General features: G+C 42.4%; 20 protein-coding genes and 1 pseudogene. 11 read left to right on the top strand and 10 right to left on the bottom strand.

The genetic code is table 11. The features are described from left to right. Positions 1 to 305 precede the first annotated feature (305 nt). Positions 306 to 1,484 carry an enhanced intracellular survival protein Eis gene (eis, locus tag RMZ41_RS29670; RefSeq protein ID WP_322644648.1) on the bottom strand — a complete coding sequence of 393 codons (1,179 nt, stop codon included), beginning with the start codon at positions 1,482 to 1,484 and terminating at the stop codon, positions 306 to 308. 342 nt (positions 1,485 to 1,826) lie between these two features. On the opposite strand from eis, the gene RMZ41_RS29665 reads away from it, so the two are divergent. Beyond that, positions 1,827 to 3,023, top strand: a complete 1,197-nt coding sequence (locus RMZ41_RS29665) for a phosphodiester glycosidase family protein (protein WP_322644649.1) — start codon at positions 1,827 to 1,829, stop codon at positions 3,021 to 3,023. A gap of 205 nt (positions 3,024 to 3,228) precedes the next feature. Continuing rightward, a complete protein-coding gene (gene ptsP / locus RMZ41_RS29660) occupies positions 3,229 to 5,745 on the top strand; it encodes a phosphoenolpyruvate--protein phosphotransferase (RefSeq protein WP_322644715.1) in 2,517 nt (838 codons plus the stop codon). Here the strand turns inward: ptsP and RMZ41_RS29655 are convergent. From RMZ41_RS29655 to RMZ41_RS29645, 3 genes are all read right to left on the bottom strand, one after another. After that, the gene (locus RMZ41_RS29655; protein ID WP_322644650.1) at positions 5,729 to 6,046 is read right to left on the bottom strand and encodes a type II toxin-antitoxin system RelE/ParE family toxin; all 318 of its coding nucleotides are present in this window, start codon (positions 6,044 to 6,046) and stop codon (positions 5,729 to 5,731) included. The genes ptsP and RMZ41_RS29655 overlap by 17 nt on opposite strands. Positions 6,047 to 6,048: 2 nt before the next feature. Then, positions 6,049 to 6,378, bottom strand: a complete 330-nt coding sequence (locus RMZ41_RS29650; RefSeq protein WP_322644651.1) for a type II toxin-antitoxin system Phd/YefM family antitoxin — start codon at positions 6,376 to 6,378, stop codon at positions 6,049 to 6,051. A 90-nt stretch (positions 6,379 to 6,468) separates the two neighbouring features. Beyond that, on the bottom strand, positions 6,469 to 6,885 hold the full coding sequence (locus RMZ41_RS29645) for a hypothetical protein (protein WP_409876192.1): 417 nt from the start codon (positions 6,883 to 6,885) through the stop codon (positions 6,469 to 6,471). Positions 6,886 to 7,700: 815 nt separating this feature from the next. On the opposite strand from RMZ41_RS29645, the gene RMZ41_RS29640 reads away from it, so the two are divergent. Further along, positions 7,701 to 9,311 carry a hypothetical protein gene (locus tag RMZ41_RS29640; RefSeq protein ID WP_322644652.1) on the top strand — a complete coding sequence of 537 codons (1,611 nt, stop codon included), beginning with the start codon at positions 7,701 to 7,703 and terminating at the stop codon, positions 9,309 to 9,311. 25 nt (positions 9,312 to 9,336) lie between these two features. Then, positions 9,337 to 9,501 carry a hypothetical protein gene (locus RMZ41_RS29635; protein ID WP_409876190.1) on the top strand — a complete coding sequence of 55 codons (165 nt, stop codon included), beginning with the start codon at positions 9,337 to 9,339 and terminating at the stop codon, positions 9,499 to 9,501. A 92-nt stretch (positions 9,502 to 9,593) separates the two neighbouring features. Here RMZ41_RS29635 and RMZ41_RS29630 read toward each other — a convergent pair whose 3' ends face one another. After that, a complete protein-coding gene (locus tag RMZ41_RS29630) occupies positions 9,594 to 10,058 on the bottom strand; it encodes a hypothetical protein (RefSeq protein WP_322644654.1) in 465 nt (154 codons plus the stop codon). Between the two features lie 81 nt (positions 10,059 to 10,139). Here RMZ41_RS29630 and RMZ41_RS29625 point away from each other — a divergent pair, with 81 nt between their 5' ends. The 3 genes and pseudogenes from RMZ41_RS29625 to RMZ41_RS29615 all read left to right on the top strand — a co-directional run. Continuing rightward, positions 10,140 to 11,357 carry a hypothetical protein gene (locus RMZ41_RS29625; RefSeq protein WP_322644655.1) on the top strand — a complete coding sequence of 406 codons (1,218 nt, stop codon included), beginning with the start codon at positions 10,140 to 10,142 and terminating at the stop codon, positions 11,355 to 11,357. A 134-nt stretch (positions 11,358 to 11,491) separates the two neighbouring features. After that, complete coding sequence (locus RMZ41_RS29620) at positions 11,492 to 12,394, top strand: sulfotransferase (protein ID WP_322644656.1); 903 nt, start codon at positions 11,492 to 11,494, stop codon at positions 12,392 to 12,394. Positions 12,395 to 12,425: 31 nt separating this feature from the next. Then, a pseudogene (locus tag RMZ41_RS29615) lies at positions 12,426 to 12,623 on the top strand (adenylyl-sulfate kinase); the annotation flags it as partial. Positions 12,624 to 12,709: 86 nt separating this feature from the next. Here the strand turns inward: RMZ41_RS29615 and RMZ41_RS29610 are convergent. After that, the gene (locus RMZ41_RS29610) at positions 12,710 to 13,006 is read right to left on the bottom strand and encodes a hypothetical protein (RefSeq protein WP_229553069.1); all 297 of its coding nucleotides are present in this window, start codon (positions 13,004 to 13,006) and stop codon (positions 12,710 to 12,712) included. Between the two features lie 162 nt (positions 13,007 to 13,168). On the opposite strand from RMZ41_RS29610, the gene RMZ41_RS29605 reads away from it, so the two are divergent. Both RMZ41_RS29605 and RMZ41_RS29600 read left to right on the top strand, forming a co-directional pair. Next, positions 13,169 to 13,570, top strand: a complete 402-nt coding sequence (locus RMZ41_RS29605; RefSeq protein WP_322644657.1) for a type II toxin-antitoxin system RelE/ParE family toxin — start codon at positions 13,169 to 13,171, stop codon at positions 13,568 to 13,570. Continuing rightward, positions 13,554 to 13,868, top strand: a complete 315-nt coding sequence (locus RMZ41_RS29600; RefSeq protein WP_322644658.1) for a multiprotein-bridging factor 1 family protein — start codon at positions 13,554 to 13,556, stop codon at positions 13,866 to 13,868. Before RMZ41_RS29605 ends, RMZ41_RS29600 begins: the two co-directional genes overlap by 17 nt. An 83-nt stretch (positions 13,869 to 13,951) precedes the next feature. On the opposite strand, the gene RMZ41_RS29595 is transcribed toward RMZ41_RS29600, so the two are convergent. Continuing rightward, a complete protein-coding gene (locus RMZ41_RS29595) occupies positions 13,952 to 16,033 on the bottom strand; it encodes a TonB-dependent receptor (protein ID WP_322644659.1) in 2,082 nt (693 codons plus the stop codon). Between the two features lie 612 nt (positions 16,034 to 16,645). Here RMZ41_RS29595 and glgX point away from each other — a divergent pair. Further along, entirely contained in the window at positions 16,646 to 18,772 is a 2,127-nt protein-coding gene (gene glgX, locus RMZ41_RS29590) for a glycogen debranching protein GlgX (protein ID WP_322644660.1), read from the top strand. A 72-nt stretch (positions 18,773 to 18,844) separates the two neighbouring features. Then, complete coding sequence (locus tag RMZ41_RS29585; RefSeq protein ID WP_322644661.1) at positions 18,845 to 19,471, top strand: Uma2 family endonuclease; 627 nt, start codon at positions 18,845 to 18,847, stop codon at positions 19,469 to 19,471. Between the two features lie 11 nt (positions 19,472 to 19,482). Here RMZ41_RS29585 and RMZ41_RS29580 read toward each other — a convergent pair whose 3' ends face one another. The 3 genes from RMZ41_RS29580 to RMZ41_RS29570 form a co-directional block, all read right to left on the bottom strand. After that, positions 19,483 to 20,406 (bottom strand): tetratricopeptide repeat protein, encoded by a 924-nt coding sequence (locus RMZ41_RS29580; protein WP_322644662.1) that lies wholly within the window; start codon positions 20,404 to 20,406, stop codon positions 19,483 to 19,485. Positions 20,407 to 20,575: 169 nt separating this feature from the next. After that, entirely contained in the window at positions 20,576 to 20,911 is a 336-nt protein-coding gene (petJ, locus tag RMZ41_RS29575) for a cytochrome c6 PetJ (RefSeq protein ID WP_322644663.1), read from the bottom strand. 755 nt (positions 20,912 to 21,666) lie between these two features. Continuing rightward, the gene (locus RMZ41_RS29570; RefSeq protein WP_322644664.1) at positions 21,667 to 22,161 is read right to left on the bottom strand and encodes a GNAT family N-acetyltransferase; all 495 of its coding nucleotides are present in this window, start codon (positions 22,159 to 22,161) and stop codon (positions 21,667 to 21,669) included. Positions 22,162 to 22,226: the final 65 nt, after the last annotated feature.

Genomic DNA, 22,226 nt, shown 5'->3' with positions numbered 1-22,226 from the left:
ATGATTGCTTCTCTTACTTCTTACGACTTTATCCTTGAAGCCTTATTTAGCGCAGCTTCATAAAGAATTGGTATAAGACAAAATTGTTTGATTAAGCAACTCATATCATGTCCGCCAAATTACCCATAATAAAAGAACCCCACCCCCAACCCCTCCCCGCTTTTCGGGAGGGGAGACAAAGCACAGCTTTGGCGGGGTGGGGTTCTTCGGGTTTAATAAGCAATCAAGCGGACATGATATCAGAAGTGAGCAGATGAAGAAGCAGAAGAAAACTTTTTAATGCCCAATTCCCAATCCCCAATTCTTTAAAAGAAATCAGCCATCCAAGGCGAAGCACCTGCAAATATTTGCGTAGCTGCTAAAATAGCCGATTCTGTCCCATCCAGTTTTCCTGCTATTTGCAAATGGTAGGGAGTAAACAAGCTTGCATACAATGGTGCTAATTCCCGGATATCTATTTGCAATTCACCCTTTCCGCCTCTTGTGACTTCTCCACGTCCGTTGGCAATAGAAAGAACGAATTTACCATTATTTCCAGTTAGCAAATTATCTTGAATTTCTAGGTGCAATTGGGTTTGGATTCCCGGTGGATAACCACGCAATTCCAATGCCTTAACTACATCTATTATCCGCAGCAGCCAACGACTCGTAGTTTTAATTTTGGCAGTTTGCTCTGGTAGCAGCAATGTCAAAGAATCAATTGCAGAACTCTTCCATCGCACCTGCTGAATTTGAGAACGATGATTTGCTAGAAAAGACCAGAAGGTTTTTGCAGCTGCAACTGTACTCAGTACCCAATCTTTCACGAGGAGGATTTCACCATCATTTGTTCGCTGTTGAGTAAAGATGATGTAGCCTTGAGGTTTGTCTTTAGTACCAATCAAATAGCTATAAACTATTTCCTTCTCATTTGGTTGGATTATTCGCTCCCAGATTGCTGGATGTCGGTCTAAATATCCATGCGTTTGTCTCGCTTGCTGCTGATATAGCTCATGAAAGACTTCATGATTGATATTTTCTACTAGTTGTAAAGGTAGGGGTTGCTCCCGCACTTGGATATTCTGGGTAGCAATTTCCCAAATACACCAACTACCCCCCTGCTCATAACCTACTTTGCGGTACAAAGTTTGAACGGCTGGATAAAGAGCCGAGATCGGTATACCTCTATCGTAAAGTTCTTTAAGGGTGTTTTGCATGAGAGCGATCGCAACTCCTGAACCACGATACTCTGGAGCAATGCCCACTACGGCAATTCCTGTCATTGGTACACGTTGACCACCCCACCACTGACCCATGTTAAGAGTTGCTAATCCACCGGCTAATTGTTCCGATTCCCGAATAATGCGGAAATTTTCTATGCCAATCTGCTTAATATAAGCTTCCTCGCCATCAAGGGCGCTGATGAAACACTGCTCAAGGATATGTTTCAGCTGCTTGATATCCTGTGGATGGGCGAGAGTGCTGTATTCAAATTGAGCTATCATCTCTTATACCATGAGTGTTACAAAACCAAAATCATGCTACGATGCATGTTTTTTGAATGCTTAATCAACTTAGTACACAAAGGAAAGATTAATGCAGTTTGTATTTGCAGATATGGGATACTTAGTAAAGTTACTTCATCTCTAAGTTAATTTACGTAACAAAACTGTACAACTTTCACTTGCTTTGTACATCTCACATTTCAACTTCAAATTTACAATATTCAAGCAAAAAGCCTCAATGTTGACCTTCCGAGGCTCAATGTTGACCTTCTGAGGCTCAATGTTGACCTTCTGAGGCTCAATTTAATTCCAAATACTTATTTATAACTAAATCAAATACTCATGAATGTTGTAATCAATTTATTGCTTTTTTTGCTGCCAATTTTGAGCAGCCTTTGGATTGCCCAAACTTTTAACCCTTTATCTTCTTATCAGCCTCTTCAGTCTATAGAGGGAGCGGCTTTATATAAAAAAGAATTAACCAATGGCAATGAAGCCTATTTACAAATTATTGATCTCCGCAAAATGGAAATAGACCAAATTATCGGAGAGGTAGATAATATGGGTCTAAATGAGGGTAAATATTATAAGGGAGAAGGTAAATATTACAGCCCTTTCTTCAAACAAAAGTTGTTTTCGGAAGTTACAGACGAATATAAAAAACTTTACGCAAACAACGTTTTCTCGATAATAAATTGTTCTTTTTTTGAACAATACCAATCTAGCAGTCAATTATCCTTTCCAATTAAACTCAATGGTGTAGTCATTACTGGTGGTACTAGCCCTTATGGCCCAATCAAAGAACCAAAAGATAAATACTATAGTAATATTCGCCTTAAAACCTTAGTCTGGGATAATAAGCAAGCGTACATTACCGATTACAACCAGGCTAGCGGTTCGCCTCTCAACCAAAACGGAGTAAAAAATGCGATCGTTACTTACTCATACAGCGATCATCCTGCAAAAGTATTAGCCCAAAACCAAGTAAATAAATATCAAGTCATCGGTACTCTAGACAAAGATGGTCTTAAAGGTAACGAGTTATTGTTAATTATGACGGTGAAGCAAGCAACTTTGGATGAGGCAGCTGATTTATTACGTAAATTAGGAGTTAAAGGCGACATCATTACTGTTGATGGCGGTAGATCGACTTATTTGTTCAATTCCCAGAACGGAAATATTATTGTTCCTCAACAGTCTAATCTGCAAGAAAATCCTACCTTCAGATATCTCCCTCATTATCTGGGATTTCGTAAGAAAACTAAAAATCAGGTTGCACCAAAAATATCGATCTCTCAGCCAGCGAAGAAAGTACTTCCCAAGAAGGATCAGCCTTATTTAATATTGTGGCGGGATAATCTTAATGGTGATGTCTCCATTAAGTTGTACGATGGAGACAAACTTATCCAAAACATTTCTTCCCGTACTGCTAGTGATGGTGTTTATGAGTGGATACCACGTATTTCTTTAAAAGAGGGTTATTCTATTCGTATTTCTAGCTGGAACAACCGGAATATTTTCGGGCAGTTGCAATTTTAATTAACATAAATGCTGTTTCTAGCGGTACGGAATGGGAAATTGCAATGGATAACTGGCTAAGGGACTTCCAAATAAAAAAATATCCCATTGCTTTTAGGGCAGGGGGCAGGGGGCAGGGGGAGAAAAAATCGTTTTGATGCGGTGAAATTGGATAATTTATTTCTTGGAAGTCCCTAAACGCAAACCTCTTAACAAGTTTGGCGGTATGGCAGCGATCGCAATTGTTATCGTTTCTCACAGTAAACAACTAGCTTTAGGTGTGCGGGAACTCGCCGCGCAAATGGTTCAAGGCCAAGTTTCTATCGCTGTTGCAGCAGGTATTGAAGATTCTGAAAATCCATTGGGTACAGATCCGATTCAGGTTTATGAAGCGATCGCTTCTGTTTTCTCTGAGGATGGTGTTTTAGTATTAATGGATTTGGGTAGTGCTTTGCTTAGTGCAGAAATGGCGATCGAGTTTTTGCCAGAAGCACAGCAGCAAAAAGTATATTTGTGTGAAGCACCTCTAGTAGAAGGTGCGATCGCTGCTGTTGTGGCGGCGGCGGCTGGTAGAGATATTCACCAAGTCATGGCGGAAGCACGCGGCGCACTCCTCGCCAAAGCAACTCAATTAAATGTAAGTCCGTTGTCAGTTGTTAGTGACAACATCGAAGCAAAAAATCCTGAATCACCAACCAAAGAAATCCGGTTAATTGTCAGCAATCGCTTAGGATTACACGCCCGTCCCGCAGCCCAATTTGTGGGAACCGCAGCCCGATTTCAATCCCAAATTCTAGTGCAGAATTTAACTAGAAATACTGGGCTAGTTAGGGGTGACAGTATTAACCAAGTGACAACTTTAGGAGTGCGTCAAGGGCACGAACTAGTAATTACTGCCACCGGTTCCGATGCAGATGAAGCGCTGGAAGCATTGCAGGCATTATTCGCAAATAATTTTGGTGAAGATAATGTTGCCTTAAATTCTCCGCCAGCATTTCACCACGAAGTTACCCCAGCAACTCACGGCGAACTTTCCGGAATTGCTGCTTCTGGGGGAATTGCGATCGCACCTGTTGTTCATTATCAACCCACCCACATTACAATTACTGAATATCACGTAGACGATCCTGAGTCAGAGTGGCAAAGAATACAGACAGCACTTCACACCGCCAAACAGGAAATTCAAGCAGTTTTTTCACAAGCATCTCTGCAAATTGGTGATACTGAAGCCGCCATCTTTGATGCCCAATTACTGTTTTTAGAAGATCCAGTATTATTGGAAGCGGCTTATGAGCGTATTTCAGACCACCATATCAATGCTGAGGCAGCTTGGCAAGCCGTAGTAGATGAAGTGGCGACTTCTTACCGAACACTTGAGGATTCTTATCTACAAGAGCGAGTTGACGATGTTGTAGATGTCGGGCAAAGGGTGTTGCGATTACTAGCTGGAAATCTCCCTGCTAACTTGCATCTTGAGGAACCAGCGATTTTAGTAGCGACTGATTTAACCCCTTCAGATACCGCTAGATTAGATCCGACAAAGGTGTTGGGTATTTGTACAACTTCTGGTAGTGCTACTTCTCATAGTGCAATTATCGCCCGAACATTGGGTATTCCCGCAGTTTTAGGAGTGGATGCCCAAGTATTGCATTTGGCAGATGGTACACTGATGGCACTTGATGGTGAAAGTGGCAAAGCTTGGGTAGAACCAGAATCACATATTTTAGATTTATTAGCAGCAAAACAGTCAGCTTGGCAAACTGCTCAACAGGAAGCACGAGCTACAGCACATCAGCCAGCAATTACTCGTGATGGTCGGCAAGTTAAAGTTTTTGCCAATATTGGTAGTATAAATGATGTGCAAGTTGCTGTGGCTAGCGGTGCAGAAGGGGTGGGGCTACTCCGCACAGAGTTTCTTTATTTAGATAGGACAAGCGCTCCCACAGAAGAGGAACAACTTGAAGTATATCAAGCGATCGCCCAAGTTTTAGATAATCGTCCCCTAATTATTCGTACTTTAGATGTCGGTGGTGATAAGCCACTTTCTTATTTAAGAGTAGGGTTTCCAGAAGCTAACCCTTTCTTAGGCTGGCGAGGAATTCGTTTCTGTTTAGATCGTCCAGAACTCTTCAAAACTCAGTTACGGGCAATTTTGAGAGCTAGTGTCGGACACCAAATTAAGATCATGTTGCCGATGATTGCCACTTTAAGCGAGGTACGTGCAGCTAAGGTAATTTTGGGTGAAGTGCAGACTGAATTAAATCAAGCTGGTATTTCCTTTGATGCCGCGATGAAAGTAGGGATTATGGTGGAGGTTCCGTCAGCAGTTGCGATCGCAGATCAGTTAGCTGCTGAAGTAGACTTCTTTAGTATAGGGACTAACGACCTGAGTCAATACGTCATGGCTAGCGATCGCACTAATCCACGGGTGGCAAACTTAGTTGATGCGCTACATCCAGCCGTGTTGCGAATGGTGCAGCAAACAATCCAAGCTGCTCATGCTGCCGGAATTCCGGTAGGATTATGTGGAGAATTGGCAGCAGATACTTTAGCAACACCAATTTTATTAGGTTTAGGTCTAGATGAATTGAGCGTGAATCCTCAAAGTATACCTGGAGTAAAACAGGCGATCGCTCGGTTAAGTCTAGTTGAGAGTGAAGCGATCGTGGCATCAGCATTACAACAAGATTCCGCAGTTCATGTCAGAGAACTAATCTCAACTTCAGTTATTCCCCCTGCGTAAATTCAGTATCTTGAGTAAATATCTTCTCGATATCCCGCGCTCCATGCAAGACTCGCATAATTTGAATGCTTCCTTCAACCGTGCGGTAAAAGATGACATAATTCCCAGAGGGAAAGCTTCTGATCCCTTCCCCTAACTCAGGACGATTACGGCCAATTCCAGGCATAGCAGCAAGTTTACGAAACAATTCGGTAAAGCGGTTAAGCAATTGTCCTACTATTGCTAGGTCATTCGCAGCAATGTATTCATAGATGTTATCGAGGTCGCTAACTGCTAACGGTGTAAAAGTATAATTACTCATTATTAAGTCTCGTTAGTCAAAGCAGCCTGATAACGAGTCTGGAGCCGTGCCATCACTTCTTCTCCACTTAATAGTTCACCCCTGTCAGCTTGGTCAATACCCTTTTGAATTTCCTGTTGCAAGTTTTCTAGCTTCAGTTGATTTAGTTCCTCTTCAAGTTGCTGCAATCGATTCAGCGTCTGCTGGAAAGTACGGGCATCTTGAACCACCACTGCCGCTTCCCCATTCACCGTTAAAACCAGTGGAGCTTTCGTTTCTTTGATTTGCTCAACATAGTTGCTGGCATTGCGCCGGAAGTCTGTTAACGAGTGAATATTTTCAAGGTTAACCATATTAGCACCGAATTAAGTACCTGATTCGATACTATTTTCTTTTATCTTATGCGTCAACAAGAAAACCGATTGATGGTTTTCTCAGCACTCTTAAAATCTAATTCCCAGTTGCCCGTTAAAGCCACGAATAGAATTGTAACCAGCACCAACAAAAACGTTATCACTAGCACCTACCTGAACGCCACCTGAAACCGCAACACCTTTATCCTCAGAATAAAGTCCAACTCCTACATAGGGTGAAATGACAGGTAAACTGATAAACTTCAAAACATCTACTCCCGTAGCACCATCAGGGCCAACTCCTAGCTCAACCCCGAAATTCAAAGCTCTAGCGCCTACAGCATAGGTTACATCACCTTCTTTTCCACCGACTGAAACCCAAGGTTGCGGTATAAGTTGAGCCGATGCTTGACTTGGGGTAAATAAAGTCAACAAACCAATAGATGTAATTAATGTTTTAGTAATAATAGCTATTTTCACGTTCTTCTTTTCCACTAACTGCTGCATCTTAATTTTTTCTCACAACTACCCTTGCTTCAGTACTACTTACTGTTAACTAGGATTTGTCCATGATGGCTAATCGTGACGCATTAAACGTCATTTGAGTGCCCAACGAGTACTAACATTATTTTAGCCGCGTTACATTTGTATACTTCACTACAACAGTATTTACTTAATTAAGTTGGAAAAGTGGGTTTAGTAGGATGTTTTCTAAAAACCCTTGATTAAGCTGTTAATAAGCTGTAGATTATTGCGTACTACGTAGTCAACTCCTTTGCTGCGGGACGCTACGCGAACGGTGAATTAAAAATTAAAAATTAAAAATTACAATCCTCATAAATAAATTTAGGGGCTTGAAATAAGAACGTTGTAAATATGCGCTGTGCTATCGAAATACATTTTTTTGCTTCTCTATAAATAAATTCAGTTGCTCTGTATTCTTTGCATTTTCGGTTAATACAAAATTACACAATTCATTGAGAAAACCCAAAGGTTTAGAATTGCTTCTCTAAGAGATGCGATCGCTGAAATAGCAAATGCGATACCCAATGCCCAATGCCCAATGCCCCATTCCCAATTTTAAATTTTCAAGCCAGGAATAATGGCAGTTGTCGAATAGTCAAACAAAGAAAAAACAATAGGTAAAATCTATGGCACTATATCAAGTCACCCAAACCACCGACAACGGGAACGGAGACACGGTAGGCACTCTCAGCTATGCTATCCTCCAAGCCAACCGCAATGAAGGGGCTGACGCTATCGAGTTCAAAACGAACACCAGAATTACGGGGGTGATGAAAACCCTGCTCGACAGTGATATCGTGATCATCGGCAACGGGAAGTCTGTCAGTGGCGATGCCAACAACAATGGGCAAACGGACAATGGAGATTTGCGTCCTTTCTTCATCAAGTCGGGAAAAGTGGATTTCTACGACCTGACAATTACCAACAGCACCGCTAAAGGAGGGGATGGCGGCCCCGGAGGAGGAGGTGGTGCGGGAATGGGAGGAGGGATGTTCATCTACGGTGGGGATGTCTCTTTGAGCGATGTAAGTTTTAGCAATAACCGAGCGCAAGGTGGCAACGGCGGCAGTATAACTGGGAATAATAATGGCGGCGGCGGTTTATTCGGTAATGGGAACAACCAAGGCGGCGGGGGATTGTTTGCTTCTAGCACTGGTCAGCCTGGTGGCTATGGCGGTAATGGGAACTATGGGGGCTACGGGGGCACCACTAGACTTGCCCCCAGTGGCTTTGTCTTGGGCGGCAACGGCGGTTTCGGCGGCGGCGGCGGCGGTAACATACGCACCAGCAGCAACGGCAACGGTGGCTTGGGTGGCAACGGTGGCTTCGGCGGCGGCGGCGGCTTCGGCAGTGCCTTGGGCGGCAATGGTGGCTTCGGCGGTGGCGGCAGCAACCGAGGCAAGGGTGGCTACGGCGCTGGTGGCGGCAGTTTCGGCCCGGGTGGCTACGGCGCTGGTGGCAGCGGAGGCAGTTTGACAGCCAGCAATGGTGGCGCAGGTATGGGAGGTGCTATTTTTATGCGTAGTGGCACTCTTACCCTCAATTCAGTCAATCTGAATAACAACAGAGCTATCGGCGGCGGAGGAGATACTCCGCTTACTGAAAGTAAAGGTCAAGGCTTGGGAGGGGCATTGTTCATTATGAAGCGCACTACCAATACCAACGACAACAACCAAGGAATGCCCACCTCTTTGCCTACTGTAGTCTCTGAGGGGACGCTGCCAACTTACTCAGGGAATTCCGCCAACGATGATAAAGGAACCAGCGGCAATGACGACAACGTATTTGGCACCATTACTACGGTGACTGAACCCAAGGCTGGTAATGATCTAATCAATGGCACCAGCAGCAACGAAACCTTTGATGGCCGTGCTGGTAACGACACCGTAAACGGCGGCGGTGGCAACGACATCTTACTCGGAGCCAAGGGTAACGACTTCCTCAACGGCAATGCTGGGAATGACATCCTCTACGGCGGACTTGGCAATGACGCGCTCAACGGTGGTGCTGGTAATGACACCCTGATTGGCGGTGCTGGGAGCGATCGCTTTACCTTCAATTCAGGACAACAGTTCACCCAAGCTAACGCCGAATTAGTGGGACTAGATACGATCACCGATTTCGTGCGAGGTACTGACAAGATAGTTTTATCCAAGACCACTTTCACAGGCATTGATAGTGCAGTGGGCGATGGATTCAGCCAAAGTGCTGAGTTTCGAGTAGTCCAGAATACCAATGCCCTGAGCAACCTTCTTGGGAGTCTCGGAGCAGTCAATATTGTTTACAACTTAGAGACGGGAGGCTTGAACTACATCTCTGACAATCCTTTGTCACTGAGGTTCACTCGAATTGCCACGATTCAAGGCAACCCCCCACTGAATGCAAGCGATTTTCAGATTGTCGCCTAGCTAGGGCAAACTCATCTAATTAATATTGACAAAACGCTGTTTTTATGAGTTTTGTTATCGGTCAGCGCGATCGCCTTTGTTGCCCTGGGGTGGTTTGCACAAACACCGTTGGGGACTACATAAACTAAGGCTGGCGATCGCTCTTGGGCTGAAGGCACCACGTAGATGTCAGCAAGAAACAGGAGGTTGAACTGGGAAGTTGTTGAACCACTTCGATTTTCCCAGCGCAAAACTCATCTTCTCTTTAGCCAGATCAGCCCAAAAGGAAATCCGGGCTGGCAGTTATCGAATCGTTAAACAAAGAAAAAATAAGAGGTTAAATCTATGACACTGTATCAAGTAACTCAAAGCACCGACAACGGAAACGGGGACACGGTAGGCACCCTCAGCTATGCTATCCTCCAAGCCAACCGCAATGAAGGGGCTGACGCTATCGAGTTCAAAACGAACGTCAGAATTACGAGCGTGATGAAGACCCTGCTCAACAGTGATATCGTGGTCATCGGCAACGGCAAGACTGTCAGTGGCGATGCTAACAACAATGGGGAAACCGACAGTGGAGATTTGCGTCCCTTCTTCATCAAGTCTGGAAACGTGAAATTCTCCGACCTGACCATTACCAACAGCACCGCTAAAGGAGGGGATAGCGGCGGAGGTGGAGGCGGTGCAGGAATGGGAGGAGGGATGTTCATCTACGGTGGGGATGTCTCTTTGAGCAATGTGACTTTTAGCAACAACGGAGCGCAAGGTGGCAACGGCTTAGCAGGCTTCAAACCCGCCGGTGGTGGTATGTTCGGCAAAAGCAGCGGCAGCGGCGCCGGCGGCGGATTGTTTGGTTATAGCACTGATAAAAATGGTGGCTATGGTGGCAATGGTAACTATGGGGGCAGAGGCGGCTACCAAGGCGACTACACCAGCAACGGCGGCTTCGGTGGTGGCGGCAGCTACGGTGGTGGCGGCGGCTTCGGTGGCGGTGGCGGTATCAGACGCGGCGGCGGCATAAGTGGCTTCGGCGGCTTCGGCGGCGGCGCCGCTAAAGACGCCTTCACTAAAGGCGGCTACGGCGGCGGCGGCGGCAACTTCGGTAAAGGCGGCTACGGCGGCGGCAACTTCAGTGGCGGCGCTAGCGGCGCTGGTATGGGAGGTGCTATTTTTATCCGTAGTGGCACTCTCACCCTCAATTCCGTCAATCTGAATAACAACAAAGCTATCGGCGGCGGAGAAAATACTACATTTCCCCAAAGTAACGGTAAAGGCTTGGGAGGGGCATTGTTCATCATGAAGTCCACTACCAATACCAACGGCAACAACCAAGGGATGCCGACCTCTTTGCCTACTGTTGTCTCTGAGGGAACAATGCCAACTTACTCAGGTAATTCCGCCAGTGATGATACAGGAGTCACCGATAATAACGACAACGTATTTGGCACCCTCAACACAGTGGCTGACCCCAACGCCCTGGGTCAGCTATTCACTGGCACCAGCAGCAGCGAAACCATTGATAAGGGTGCTGGCGACGACACCCTAAACGGTGGCGGCGGCAATGACATCTTACTTGGAGGTCAGGGCAACGATCGCCTAAACGGTGATGCTGGCAATGACATCCTCTACGGCGGACTTGGCAATGACGCGCTCAATGGTGGTGCAGGCAATGATACCCTGATTGGCGGTGCTGGGAGCGATCGCTTTATCTTCAATTCAGGACAACAGTTCACCCAAGCTAACGCCGAATTAGTGGGAGTAGATACCATTACCGATTTTGTGCGAGGTACTGACAAGATAGTTTTATCCAAGACCACTTTCACAGGCATTGATAGTGCGGTTGGCGATGGATTCAGTCAAAGTGGTGAGTTTCGAGTAGTCCAGAATACCAATGCCCTGAGCAACCTTCTTGGGAGTCTCGGAGCAGTCAATATTGTTTACAACTTAGAGACGGGAGGCTTGAACTACATCTCTGACAATCCTTTGTCGCTGAGGTTCACTCGAATTGCCACCATTCAAGGCAACCCCCCACTAAATGCCAGTGATTTTCAGATTATCGCTTAGCCGGGGTAAAACTATCTAATTAGAGGGGAAAGGGAAAAGGGTTTTTTCTTAGCCCATACTCTTAAATCCTCAAAACTTTCAATTCTCTTCTTTTCCATTCCTTTCCCCCTTCCCCCTTCCCCTTATCTTAAAAAATGATACAGCCGAAACTACACTTCATCTCTGGATTACCCCGTTCGGGTTCCACCTTACTCGGAGCATTACTGCGGCAAAATCCCCGATTTCACGCCAACATGAGCAGTCCTGTTGGGGGTCTGGTTATCAGTATGCTGGAAGCCATGAGTGAGAATAATGAGTTTTCAGTTTTTATTACACCTGAACAAAAACAAGCTTTAACTTTAACGATTTTTTCAACTTTCTATCAGCCGCAAGCCGACAAAGCAGTTATCTTCGATACCAATCGCCTATGGTGTAGCAAATTGCCTTTAATCCACCAGTTATTTCCCGACGCGAAAGTGATTTGCTGCGTGCGGAATGTCGCTTGGATAATGGATAGTGTGGAACGACTAATCAGGAAAAATGCATTTGATGTGTCGCGTTTATTCAATAATCCTGGTGAACGTTCTACCGTTTACACACGTACCGAAGCTTTAAGTCAGTCGGGAAGATTAGTTGGGTTTGCTTATAACGCTCTCAAAGAAGCTTTCTATAGCGAATATAGTGAATCTTTACTCTTGGTTGACTACGACATATTAAGCCAAGCCCCCGATAAAACCTTATCGCTGATTTATCAATTTCTGGGAGAGGAACCTTTTGAGCATGATTTTAGCAACGTGGAGTACGAAGCGAACGAATTTGATCGCCGCCTGAATACAAATGGACTGCATCACATCCGCTCAAAAGTTGAGTTTCAACCTCGTGCAACCGTTTTACCCCCTGATTTATTCGCTCAATATGAGGGTTTATCTTTCTGGGAAACTCCCACTAGCAGTAGTCTAGCCAATGTGATTGTCGCCCAGCCACAGATTCCCCTAGCGCCTCCCCTAGAGAACGGAAGTATGGCAAATACATCTGGTGTTTTTTCAAACTTGAGATGATTTTAACCTAGAGGCGATCGCTTTGCTCCCAGATACAAATGTACGTCGTATTGGCTTTGTTGCTGAATTACTTAGTCGCAATGGCATAATTGCGATCGTTGTGGCAATCAGTCCCTACCGTGAAATTCGAGATCAACTCAAACAGACAACTACTAATTTTGTCGAAGTTTATATAAATGCTCCACTTGCAGTTTGTGAATTCCGTGATGTCAAAGGAGTTTACGCCAAGCTCTAATATATGAAAAATTTTAATTATTAAAAATTTATGATTTATAAACTAAGCTAAAACTCAAATTAATCCTCGCGGCAGCAACCCTACTCAAAAGTAGACACATCTCGCAGCAAACTAGGAATTTCCCCTTGAGATAAAGGAAACTCCAGCAAGGTTTCTCTAAGACCTAAATACCCAGATTCAGCAAAAGACAAAAGCATTCGTGAAAGTGCTAGCCAAACCTCCGGTTCGTATTCCCAATCACGATAACGCGAAGCTTTACCAGCAATTGAACGTAAAGCCCAGAAATAAGAATTTCTCACCACCGAACCACCTTTCTTAAACTCTGGTAAATCTTCGTGGTGGATAAAAAGTATTTGATTTTCAATTTTGGCTCTCATCGAAATTTTGGATTTTAGATTTTAGATTAAAAGTAAATTTTAAGTAGTGGGTCATGGCTTTAGCCTAACGCACCATATTGTATAGTCCTGCGTTAGGCAATCTGATTATGTTTTTATAGCAATATTGTGATAAAGTAAGTTGGATTACAAGGGTCAAAGACTTTGCCCGAAACAAGAATTATTTTTTATCAAGATCAAGATGGCATGGTTCCGGTTCTGGAATGGCTTAAGACCCTCCTAAAGCAAGATCGCAAAGGCTATGCCAATTGTGTTGCTAGAATTCAACAACTTGCAAGTACAGGTTACGAATTGCGACGGCCTGCGGCAGATTACCTGCGTGATGGAATTTATGAATTACGGGCAAAGCATGTTCGAGTGCAGTATCGCATTTTGTACTTCTTTTCTGGACAGAATGTAGCGATTTTGACTCATGCGATCGCAAAAGATGAAGATCGAGTTCCTGATATAGAGATTGAGCGAACGATTCAGCGAAAGGCTCAATTTGAAGCTAATCCAGCAGTTCATACCTACGTGGAGGAAACAGAAAATGGCGAAGACGAATGATGCACTGAAGATTCTTCAACAAATAACCTCTGAAGATCCTGAAATGGAGGAAATGATCAAAGAATCTTCGTTAAATGCAGAACTTGCACAACTAATTTATCGTGCCCGGACACAAGCGGGATTGACTCAACAGCAACTTGCTAATCGCATTGGGACAAAGCAATCGGTGATTGCGCGGGTTGAAGATGCTGAGTATGAAGGACACTCGCTTTCAATGCTGCAAAAAATTGCGCGTGCCCTCAATCAACGATTGGAGGTTCATCTAATTCCGATCGCCTCTAACGAAAATCATACTTAGCAGCGTATTGTATAAAGCGTATGGGTACTATTTATCCCAATAATGTAGAGATTTTGTTATTGCAAAATCTCTACATTTAACACCTAAAAATTGGCGCTTAAACCCACACGAAAAGTAAATCCAGGGCTATAAATGCGATTAACTCGCTCATATTGCTCACCTAGTAAATTTTCTAAGTAAAATGTCAATCCTACATTGCTAGTTAAAGGTACACGTCCACTCAAATCTAAATTTACAAAAGACGGTGCAAAATCTGTAGCCTTGTCAGTAGAGTTAGCAAAGATGGATCTACGAGCGCCACTATTGTAGGTAACATACAAGTTCGCTTGCCATCCTGCTTTTTCATAACCTAAGCCAGTTTGAAGTACAGAGTAGGGAATCAAGCCTAATTGTAAACCTCTCTCTGAACCTGTTTTTATTTGAGCATCTGTATAAGTGTAGTTGAGGAAAGTTGACCAGCCACCCGCAATTCTTAATTGCAACGCTGCTTCTAAACCATTGGTATCTACTAATCCAATGTTTTCCCATCTTCCGGCGGTCACTCCCAAGCGATCGCCTATACTACTACCAAAGTAAGTAAACTGCCCAATTAAATTTTGAGAAAAATTAACATCTACTCCAGCACTCCAAGTAGAACCAGTTTCTGGTCTTAAATCAGGGTTAGGTTCCCAACCATGAACTGTATCATAAAAATACAACTGATCTAACCCAGGATTGCGTTGCGCTCCTGCCCAACTTCCACGTACTGCTACTACTGGTGTGACGGCATAACGTAATCCAACACTAGGGTTGAGATAATTTCCAAACTGGCTGTCAAAAGTTTGCCTTAACCCTAAATCTATTAAAAAGTTATCGCTAATATTCCAAGTATTTACAGCAAATAAAGCTGTATTGAACAAACTCCTATCTTGAGTTCCGTTATTAGCAATCCTACTAGGATTTGTACTCAAAACATCACCGGTTAAATCGGTGTTTTTCAAATCTAATCCCCAACGTAATTTATTATTGGAAGTAATTTTCCACTCATGATCTACTCTGGCTGTAAGTTGTTGCGTATCTAAAGTTCCTGTGCGATAAAATGCTCCTGTAGGGCCATAAGTGCTGAAATAATCTTGGTTATAACCAATTGAGGTTGTCAGATTAGAGCTTTCTCCATTACCTAGTCGAGTTTTCCAGGATAAGCCAACATTTAAACCATCGTGGTCTAATCTATCTCTTTGGAGAGGAAAACCGAAATAAATTAAGCCGCGACGACTGCTAAGTGCAGTAACATCTAAATTCAATGAATTTTTCTTATCTAAATCTAGCCCAATGCTCCCAAAGTAGGTACTTGTAGCTGTATCTGCATTGAATAAAAATCCTTGATCATCACGATTTGCTGCACCTACAGGGACGCGATAACGGTTGTCTGTAAAAAATCTTTCAAAGCTAAAGTTGTATTTGACATTATTGGATGAACCACCATAAGTTACTTGTTGGTTATTTAAACTCAATGAGCCAAATTCTGCACTAGCACTCAATTTAGGTTTGCCATAACCTTCTTTGGTGATAATATTCACAACTCCCCCAAAAGCTGAGGAACCAAATAAAGCGGAAGCTGTACCGCTATATAATTCGACTCGCTCAATCGCTTCTATAGGAATGCTATTTAAGTCAGTTCCACCATGATAAGTGTTGACATTATTGTTAATTGGTCTACCATTAATCAAAAATACAGATTGATTAATTGAAGCTCCCCGGTAGTATGTACCTGTATGAGTATCTGCACCATGACCGACATCATTGATTGCAAAACCAGGCATTCTTTTCAAGATATCGGCTAAACTGGTAGCGCCCTGCTTTTGAATTTCTTCTTTATCAATTACGTAAGTTGGTGTAGATTGAGGTAGGTTGTCTGGTTCTGCGATCGTTTCTATGTAAATATCTGCATCATCGCTCGGAGTTTGCTCTGTTTCTGGATTAACTTCGCTCGGTGCAGATTGTTGAGTTAATAATTCAGCATTAGTAGCAGGTAGCCCGATTTCACTCAAACTCGGAATATCTGAAATGACTTCGGTTGATTTATCAGTATTTCTTTCCTTAATTTCACTCTCAGCAGCAAAGCTGGGGAACGCTATCAGTAAACTTGGTAAAGCAACTGTCAGCAACAAAAAATCCTTTTTCACGTTCTCTTTCACACCAAGTAAAAATAGTCACCACGTAATATTCTTGCTGTAAGAGTAAAATCGTGTCAAAAGACATGCCGTCATATTTCCACAGTTTGATAATTAGTTAGTTAATTCACTGACTATGCCTTCAACTCCATAACTACCACATTTAAATAGAATTTACGCATTGACAGGAAATACTAAATATGGGTTGGTTAAAAAACCACATCTTTTGTAGAGACAATTCATGAATTGTCCCTACCACAGCCACCTAAATCGCTGTCTAATAAAGATTTTAAGGGAGCATCCCAATTTTGCAAGTTTACCAAAGATGATAATTTGTCATTGCTAAAGCAATGACAAGTTATGATTTTAAAGCCTTACTCCCTCTGTTCGCTTTACTGAAGCATAGAGCAGATTTCTTCCTGCTTGTTACCGTCTGCCTCAATTTTTAAGACTTAAGGAATAGAGATTTATATGACTCCTGATAGAGTAGATGACATTATTTATCAGTTAAGCTTTAATGTTGGTGCTTTTAAATGAATTATTAGTAACTCCAAACTTTAACTAATTATTCAAAATAATCGACCTTGATTAATTACCAAAAACCTAATTATTTAAAATTTGCTTATGTATGTACCAGTATGGCCAGGGAATGTATATCCTTTAGGTTCAACTTGGGATGGTAAAGGAACAAACTTCGCTTTATTTTCGGAAAATGCAACTGGGGTAGAGCTTTGTTTATTTGATAACGATGACGAAGAGGTTCGCGTACCTTTAACAGAAAAAAATAATTTTGTTTGGCATGGTTACTTACCAGGAGTAGGCCCTGGTCAAAAGTATGGGTTTAGAGTGCATGGGATATGGGCACCAGAAGCCGGTCATCGATTTAATCCCAATAAACTATTAATTGACCCCTACGCTAAAGCAATTGATGGTGAGTTTAGTAACGATCCATCTGTCTTTGCCTATTCTATAGATGCTGAGGAAAAAGACTTAGTTTTTTCTGAACTAGATGATGCCAAAATAATGCCAAAGTGTGTTGTCGTGGATCAATCCTTTGATTGGGAAGGTGATAAACCGCTTGGTACACCTTGGCATACAACTATTATTTATGAAACCCATGTTAAAGGTTTTACAAAGCTACATCCAGCTATTCCAGAAGAGTTGCGTGGTACTTATGCAGGGTTAGCACATCCATCTGCAATTCAACATTTACTGCAATTAGGAATTACAGCAGTTGAATTGATGCCAGTACATCACTTTTTATCTCATCCAGGACATTTAGAAGATAAAGGATTAAGGAATTACTGGGGCTACGATTCCATCAACTATTTTGCCCCCTATTCTAGTTACAGTGCTAGTGGAAGTGCGGGTCAACAAGTCACCGAATTCAAGCAAATGGTCAAGGCACTCCATTCGGCAGGAATTGAAGTGATTTTAGATGTAGTCTACAACCACACTGGCGAAGGAAACCATTTAGGGCCAACACTATCTTTGCGAGGTATTGATAATTCTGTATATTACCGTTTGGTAAAAGACGATCCTCGCTACTACATGGATTTTACAGGCTGTGGTAACTCTCTGAATGTGCGTCATGCTCAAGTTCTGAAGTTAATTATGGATAGCCTGCGCTATTGGGTAATAGAAATGCATGTAGACGGCTTCCGTTTTGATTTGGCCTCAGCACTAGCACGGGAATTATATGAAGTAGATAACCTCTCAGCTTTCTTTGATATTATTCATCAAGACCCAATTTTAGCAGATGTGAAATTAATTGCTGAACCTTGGGACTTAGGAGAAGGCGGCTATCAAGTCGGGAACTTTCCACTGCGTTGGTCTGAGTGGAATGGTAGATATCGAGATACAGTCAGAGATTTTTGGCGTGGCGTAGATGATAGTTTAGGACAATTTGCTTACTGTTTTACAGGTAGCCCTGACCTGTATCAAACAAACGGACGTAACCCAAATGCAAGTATTAATTTTATAACTGCTCATGATGGTTTCACGTTAAATGATTTAGTCAGCTACAACGAAAAGCATAACCACGCAAATGGGGAAGAGAATAGAGATGGTGAAAGCCATAATAGATCCTGGAATTGTGGTATAGAAGGCGAAACTGACGACCCAGAAGTACTGCGTTTGCGCGAACGGCAACGACGAAACTTTTTAGCAACTTTAATGCTATCTCAAGGCGTACCAATGCTATTAGAGGGAGATGAAATTGGCTGTAGTCAAAAGGGAAATAATAATGTCTACTGCCAAGACAATGAAATATCCTGGCGGCATTGGGATTTGCATAAAGCGAACGCGGATTTACTAGACTTTACACGTGAACTAATTAATTTTCGCCATCAACATCCAGTATTCCGTCGACGTAAATGGTTTCATGGTCGTCCCATCCACGGTTTAGGCATTAATGATATTGCTTGGTTTAATGCTGATGGCAGTGAGATGACTGAGAAGCAATGGCTAATTAGTTATGCCAAAGTGATGGAGATTTTCTTAAATGGGCAGGGAATTCTTACTCCAGGCGATCGTGGTGAGCGGATTATTGATGAAAGTTTTCTGATATTTTTTAACGCTCACTACGAGTTACTTGAGTTTGCTTTACCCGATGATTTTAAAGATAATGTATGGGAGATAGTAATTGACACTAATGAACCTCGCTTTTTAGATAGAGGAAAATTAGTTTCAGGTTCTCAAAGTCTACCAGTTACAGATCGTTCTCTGATGCTGCTACGTCTTATCAGTTAGCAGCCTTTTGCCTTGTAGCAATTATAATTACGTTAGCATTGATAAAACTGGACACTTTGCAAACACAATAGAATGATTCAAGCCTTACGTAAACTAGTTACATTCGATGAATTCGTTGCAAAATATCCTGACAACACAGGAAAACGTTATGAGTTGCATGATGGAGTAATAGTCGAAATATCTCAACCAACAGGCGACCATGAAGAGGTTATTGGATTTTTAGCTTTTGAAATTACTAGAGAGTGTATTCGTTTAAATCTCCCTTACTTCATACCTAAAACAGCCTTAGTCAAACCGCCTGAGAATGAATCGGCTTACTCGCCAGATGTATTGATATTAAATCGCCCTAATTTAGTAGATGAACCTCTGTGGAAAAAAGAATCTACTGTAAGCCAAGCGGAATCAATACCCTTAGTAGTTGAGGTAGTAAGTAGCAATTGGCGTGATGATTATTTAAAAAAAGTTGCTGATTACGAAGCTGTAGGCATACCCGAATACTGGATTGTAGACTATGCTGCTTTAGGTGGTAGGCGATTTATTGGCAGCCCCAAACAACCAACTGTCTCGCTTTATACTTTAATTGAGGGAGAATACCAAGTCAGTCAGTTCCAAGGTAGCGATCACATTATCTCACCTCTTCTCCCCGAATTAAATTTAACCGCAGAACAAGTTTTTCAAGCTGGTGGATACCCTGTATAACCTTGACAGCCTTATAAAAGAGCGATTTCCGTCACAGACGAAATTTGTTGTCGCAAATTCTTCAGTAAATCGAGAGTTTTTTCGTAAGCAACTCTTTTTCCTTGGTTTTCAAAGTATTCAGATGCTTTTTGTAAATCAGACATTGCATCTAAATGATATCCTAAGTGATATCGAGCTACTCCCCGATTAACATAAGCCTGGGCATTATTTGGGTTGAGTTTGATAACTTGAGAAAAATCACGCACTGCACCAAAGTCATCTCTATTTCGCCTGCAAGCACAACCTCGGTTAAAATAAGCTCGATAATCATTAGCGTTGAGACGAATTGCTAGATTAAAGTCGAGCATCGCTGCTTCGGTATTTTGTAAGAGAAAATGCGCTAAACCTCTGTCATTATAGATATCTGCAAGCAGTAAGCTAGGGATTCGGGGAATTTGAGCTAAAGCTAAATTAAAGTCAAGAATCGCTTCCGAGTCTTTCCCATTCTCCGCACGGGCTAGCCCTCGGTTGTAATAAGCTCGAAAATCGTAGGCTTTAAGTGCGATCGCTCGATTATAATCAACGATGGCAGCAGGATAATCCCCTTCTCTGTAGAGTGCCAAACCCCGGTTCAGATAAGCTTCAAAGTTATCCGGTGCAAAATTTATTGCTTGGGTACAATCTGTAACAGCTTGATGGTAATCTTGTAATTGGAGATAAGCAACACAGCGATCGCTATAAGCTACAGCCAAATCTTTCTCAACTTCAATTGCCTGATTGAAATTCTCTATTGCTTCCTGGTAATTACCACGCTGCATCTTATCTACACCCAATTCCAAGAAATTACTCGCTGTAACTTGGGTAATATCAACGGGTGCTGAATGTGCAGATAAAGTCAAAAAAGTTAGAGAAAAAGCAATAATTACACTGACAAATAATCGCCAGAAATTATCCATAGTACCAAATTAGGATAGGTAGTATTGTTTGATATTCTTGGAACAGTCTTTTTATCAAAACTCTTAATCCAAAATTGGTATAAGCACCCTATTTGATAATTTCCACAACTCTAAAATTAGCGGGACAAAAAGCCCCGCTAATTGCTAATTTTTGAAGTTAGATGTTAGTCTACTTCCAGTCCTTATCTGCTTGTGAAAGCACATAAGCAGCTACATCTTCAATCTTGTCAGCTTTCAAACGTTTGCCGAAGGCAGGCATGGCATTTTTACCATTTGTAACCTGGGCAATAATCGCCTCTGCTGAGTACATATCATACTTTTCCAAAGCGTCCTTTTTCAGACTTTTTGCTGCTTGAACCAGATTCTTACCTCCCGCATGACAAGAAGCACAATTAGCACTAAATACTTTAGCCCCACTAACAGCATCTCCTGCCAGTGCTGGACTGCTGAAGGCAAAGGTGAAGATTGCTATGCCTAACAGCATGACCGTAATTATTTTTTTCATTTCGTGTTCCCTCTGCAATAACAGCTTATTCGATGCAATATCCTCCATAATTGTCAGTTGAGCCGCCCCTATAGTCAAATGACAACCTGTAAAACTCAGCTTTAAAGTTCTGGAATTTGGAATTTTTTGGATTTTAGCACAGTACTTTTCTACAAGACGCTCCGTGAATGTATCTACGCCAATCGTTAAAATGCAAAATTATATAAACAGGAGTCAGAATACTCCATCCATGAAGGGATGGAGTTTTAAGGCGAGAATATTTTAATTCTTTTCGCGCCACTTGCAGGCGTTAGCGCGTAGCGGGATGAAGTACGGTTTTAAACCAATATTCAGACGCGACGCTCGCAGACTCGCTACCGCTACGCTATCGTGAACTCGCACTCCACAAGCTATCAACCACTCGCACAGAATTCATGGCGTTTTTCTAACTCCTGATTTCTGAATTCTTCTTATAAAATTTAATATTTTATTAACAAAAAAATGATCGCTATTTAAGGATGAAATATTCAAGATCAAAATTACCCCAATTCATCTTTTATCAAAATAGAATTCAGGAGTCAGGAGTCAGAAAACAGGTATGAATTCTCTACAAGTGGCGGATAACGCAGTGTAAACCCTTCTCTACGAGTTCGGTATGGCTTCTCTACAAGACGCTACGCGAACGCTTAGAGCAAGTCCGCATTCGCGCTAGCATTTCGTAGAAAGCGTCTTTATTCTGACTCCTGAATTCTGGCTCCTGACTCCTGAATTCTTCTTCAATTAACAGTTCCTAACTGAGTAAGCGCATCTTCTGTAACACGACAAATTCGCCAATCATCTAATATAGATGCTCCCATACTACGGTAGAATTCTTTAGCTGCTTCATTCCAATCCAACACACTCCACTCTAAACGCCCACAATTACGTTCAACAGCTATCTGAGCTACTTTACTAATGAGAGCCTTCCCAATACCTTGCCTGCGATATTCTGGTAAAACAAATAAGTCTTCCAAATAAATTCCTGGCTTGGTCAAAAATGTTGAATAATTATGAAAGAATAGGGCAAAACCCACAGCTTGATCGCCAGATTCTGCTAATATCGCTTCTATATATTTGTGTGAACCAAATAAATGCTCCTTCAGTGCCAAAGCATCACCAGTGACAGCATGAGATAATTTCTCATATTCAGCAAGCCCCTGAATTAATTTAAATAGTGCGCTGTAATCAGTTGGTTCAGCGAAACGCACAATCAAATTGCTACACGAAACCATTAGTCTATAGTCCATAGTTTACAGTCTATAGTTTATAGGCAACTGTGCAATTTTTTTGAGTCATT

The sequence above is a fragment of the Nostoc sp. DedVER02 genome (assembly GCF_034530675.2).
Lineage (GTDB): Bacteria > Cyanobacteriota > Cyanobacteriia > Cyanobacteriales > Nostocaceae > Nostoc.
Note: the sequence above shows the minus strand (reverse complement) of the source record. Positions and strands in the feature narration are given on the sequence as shown.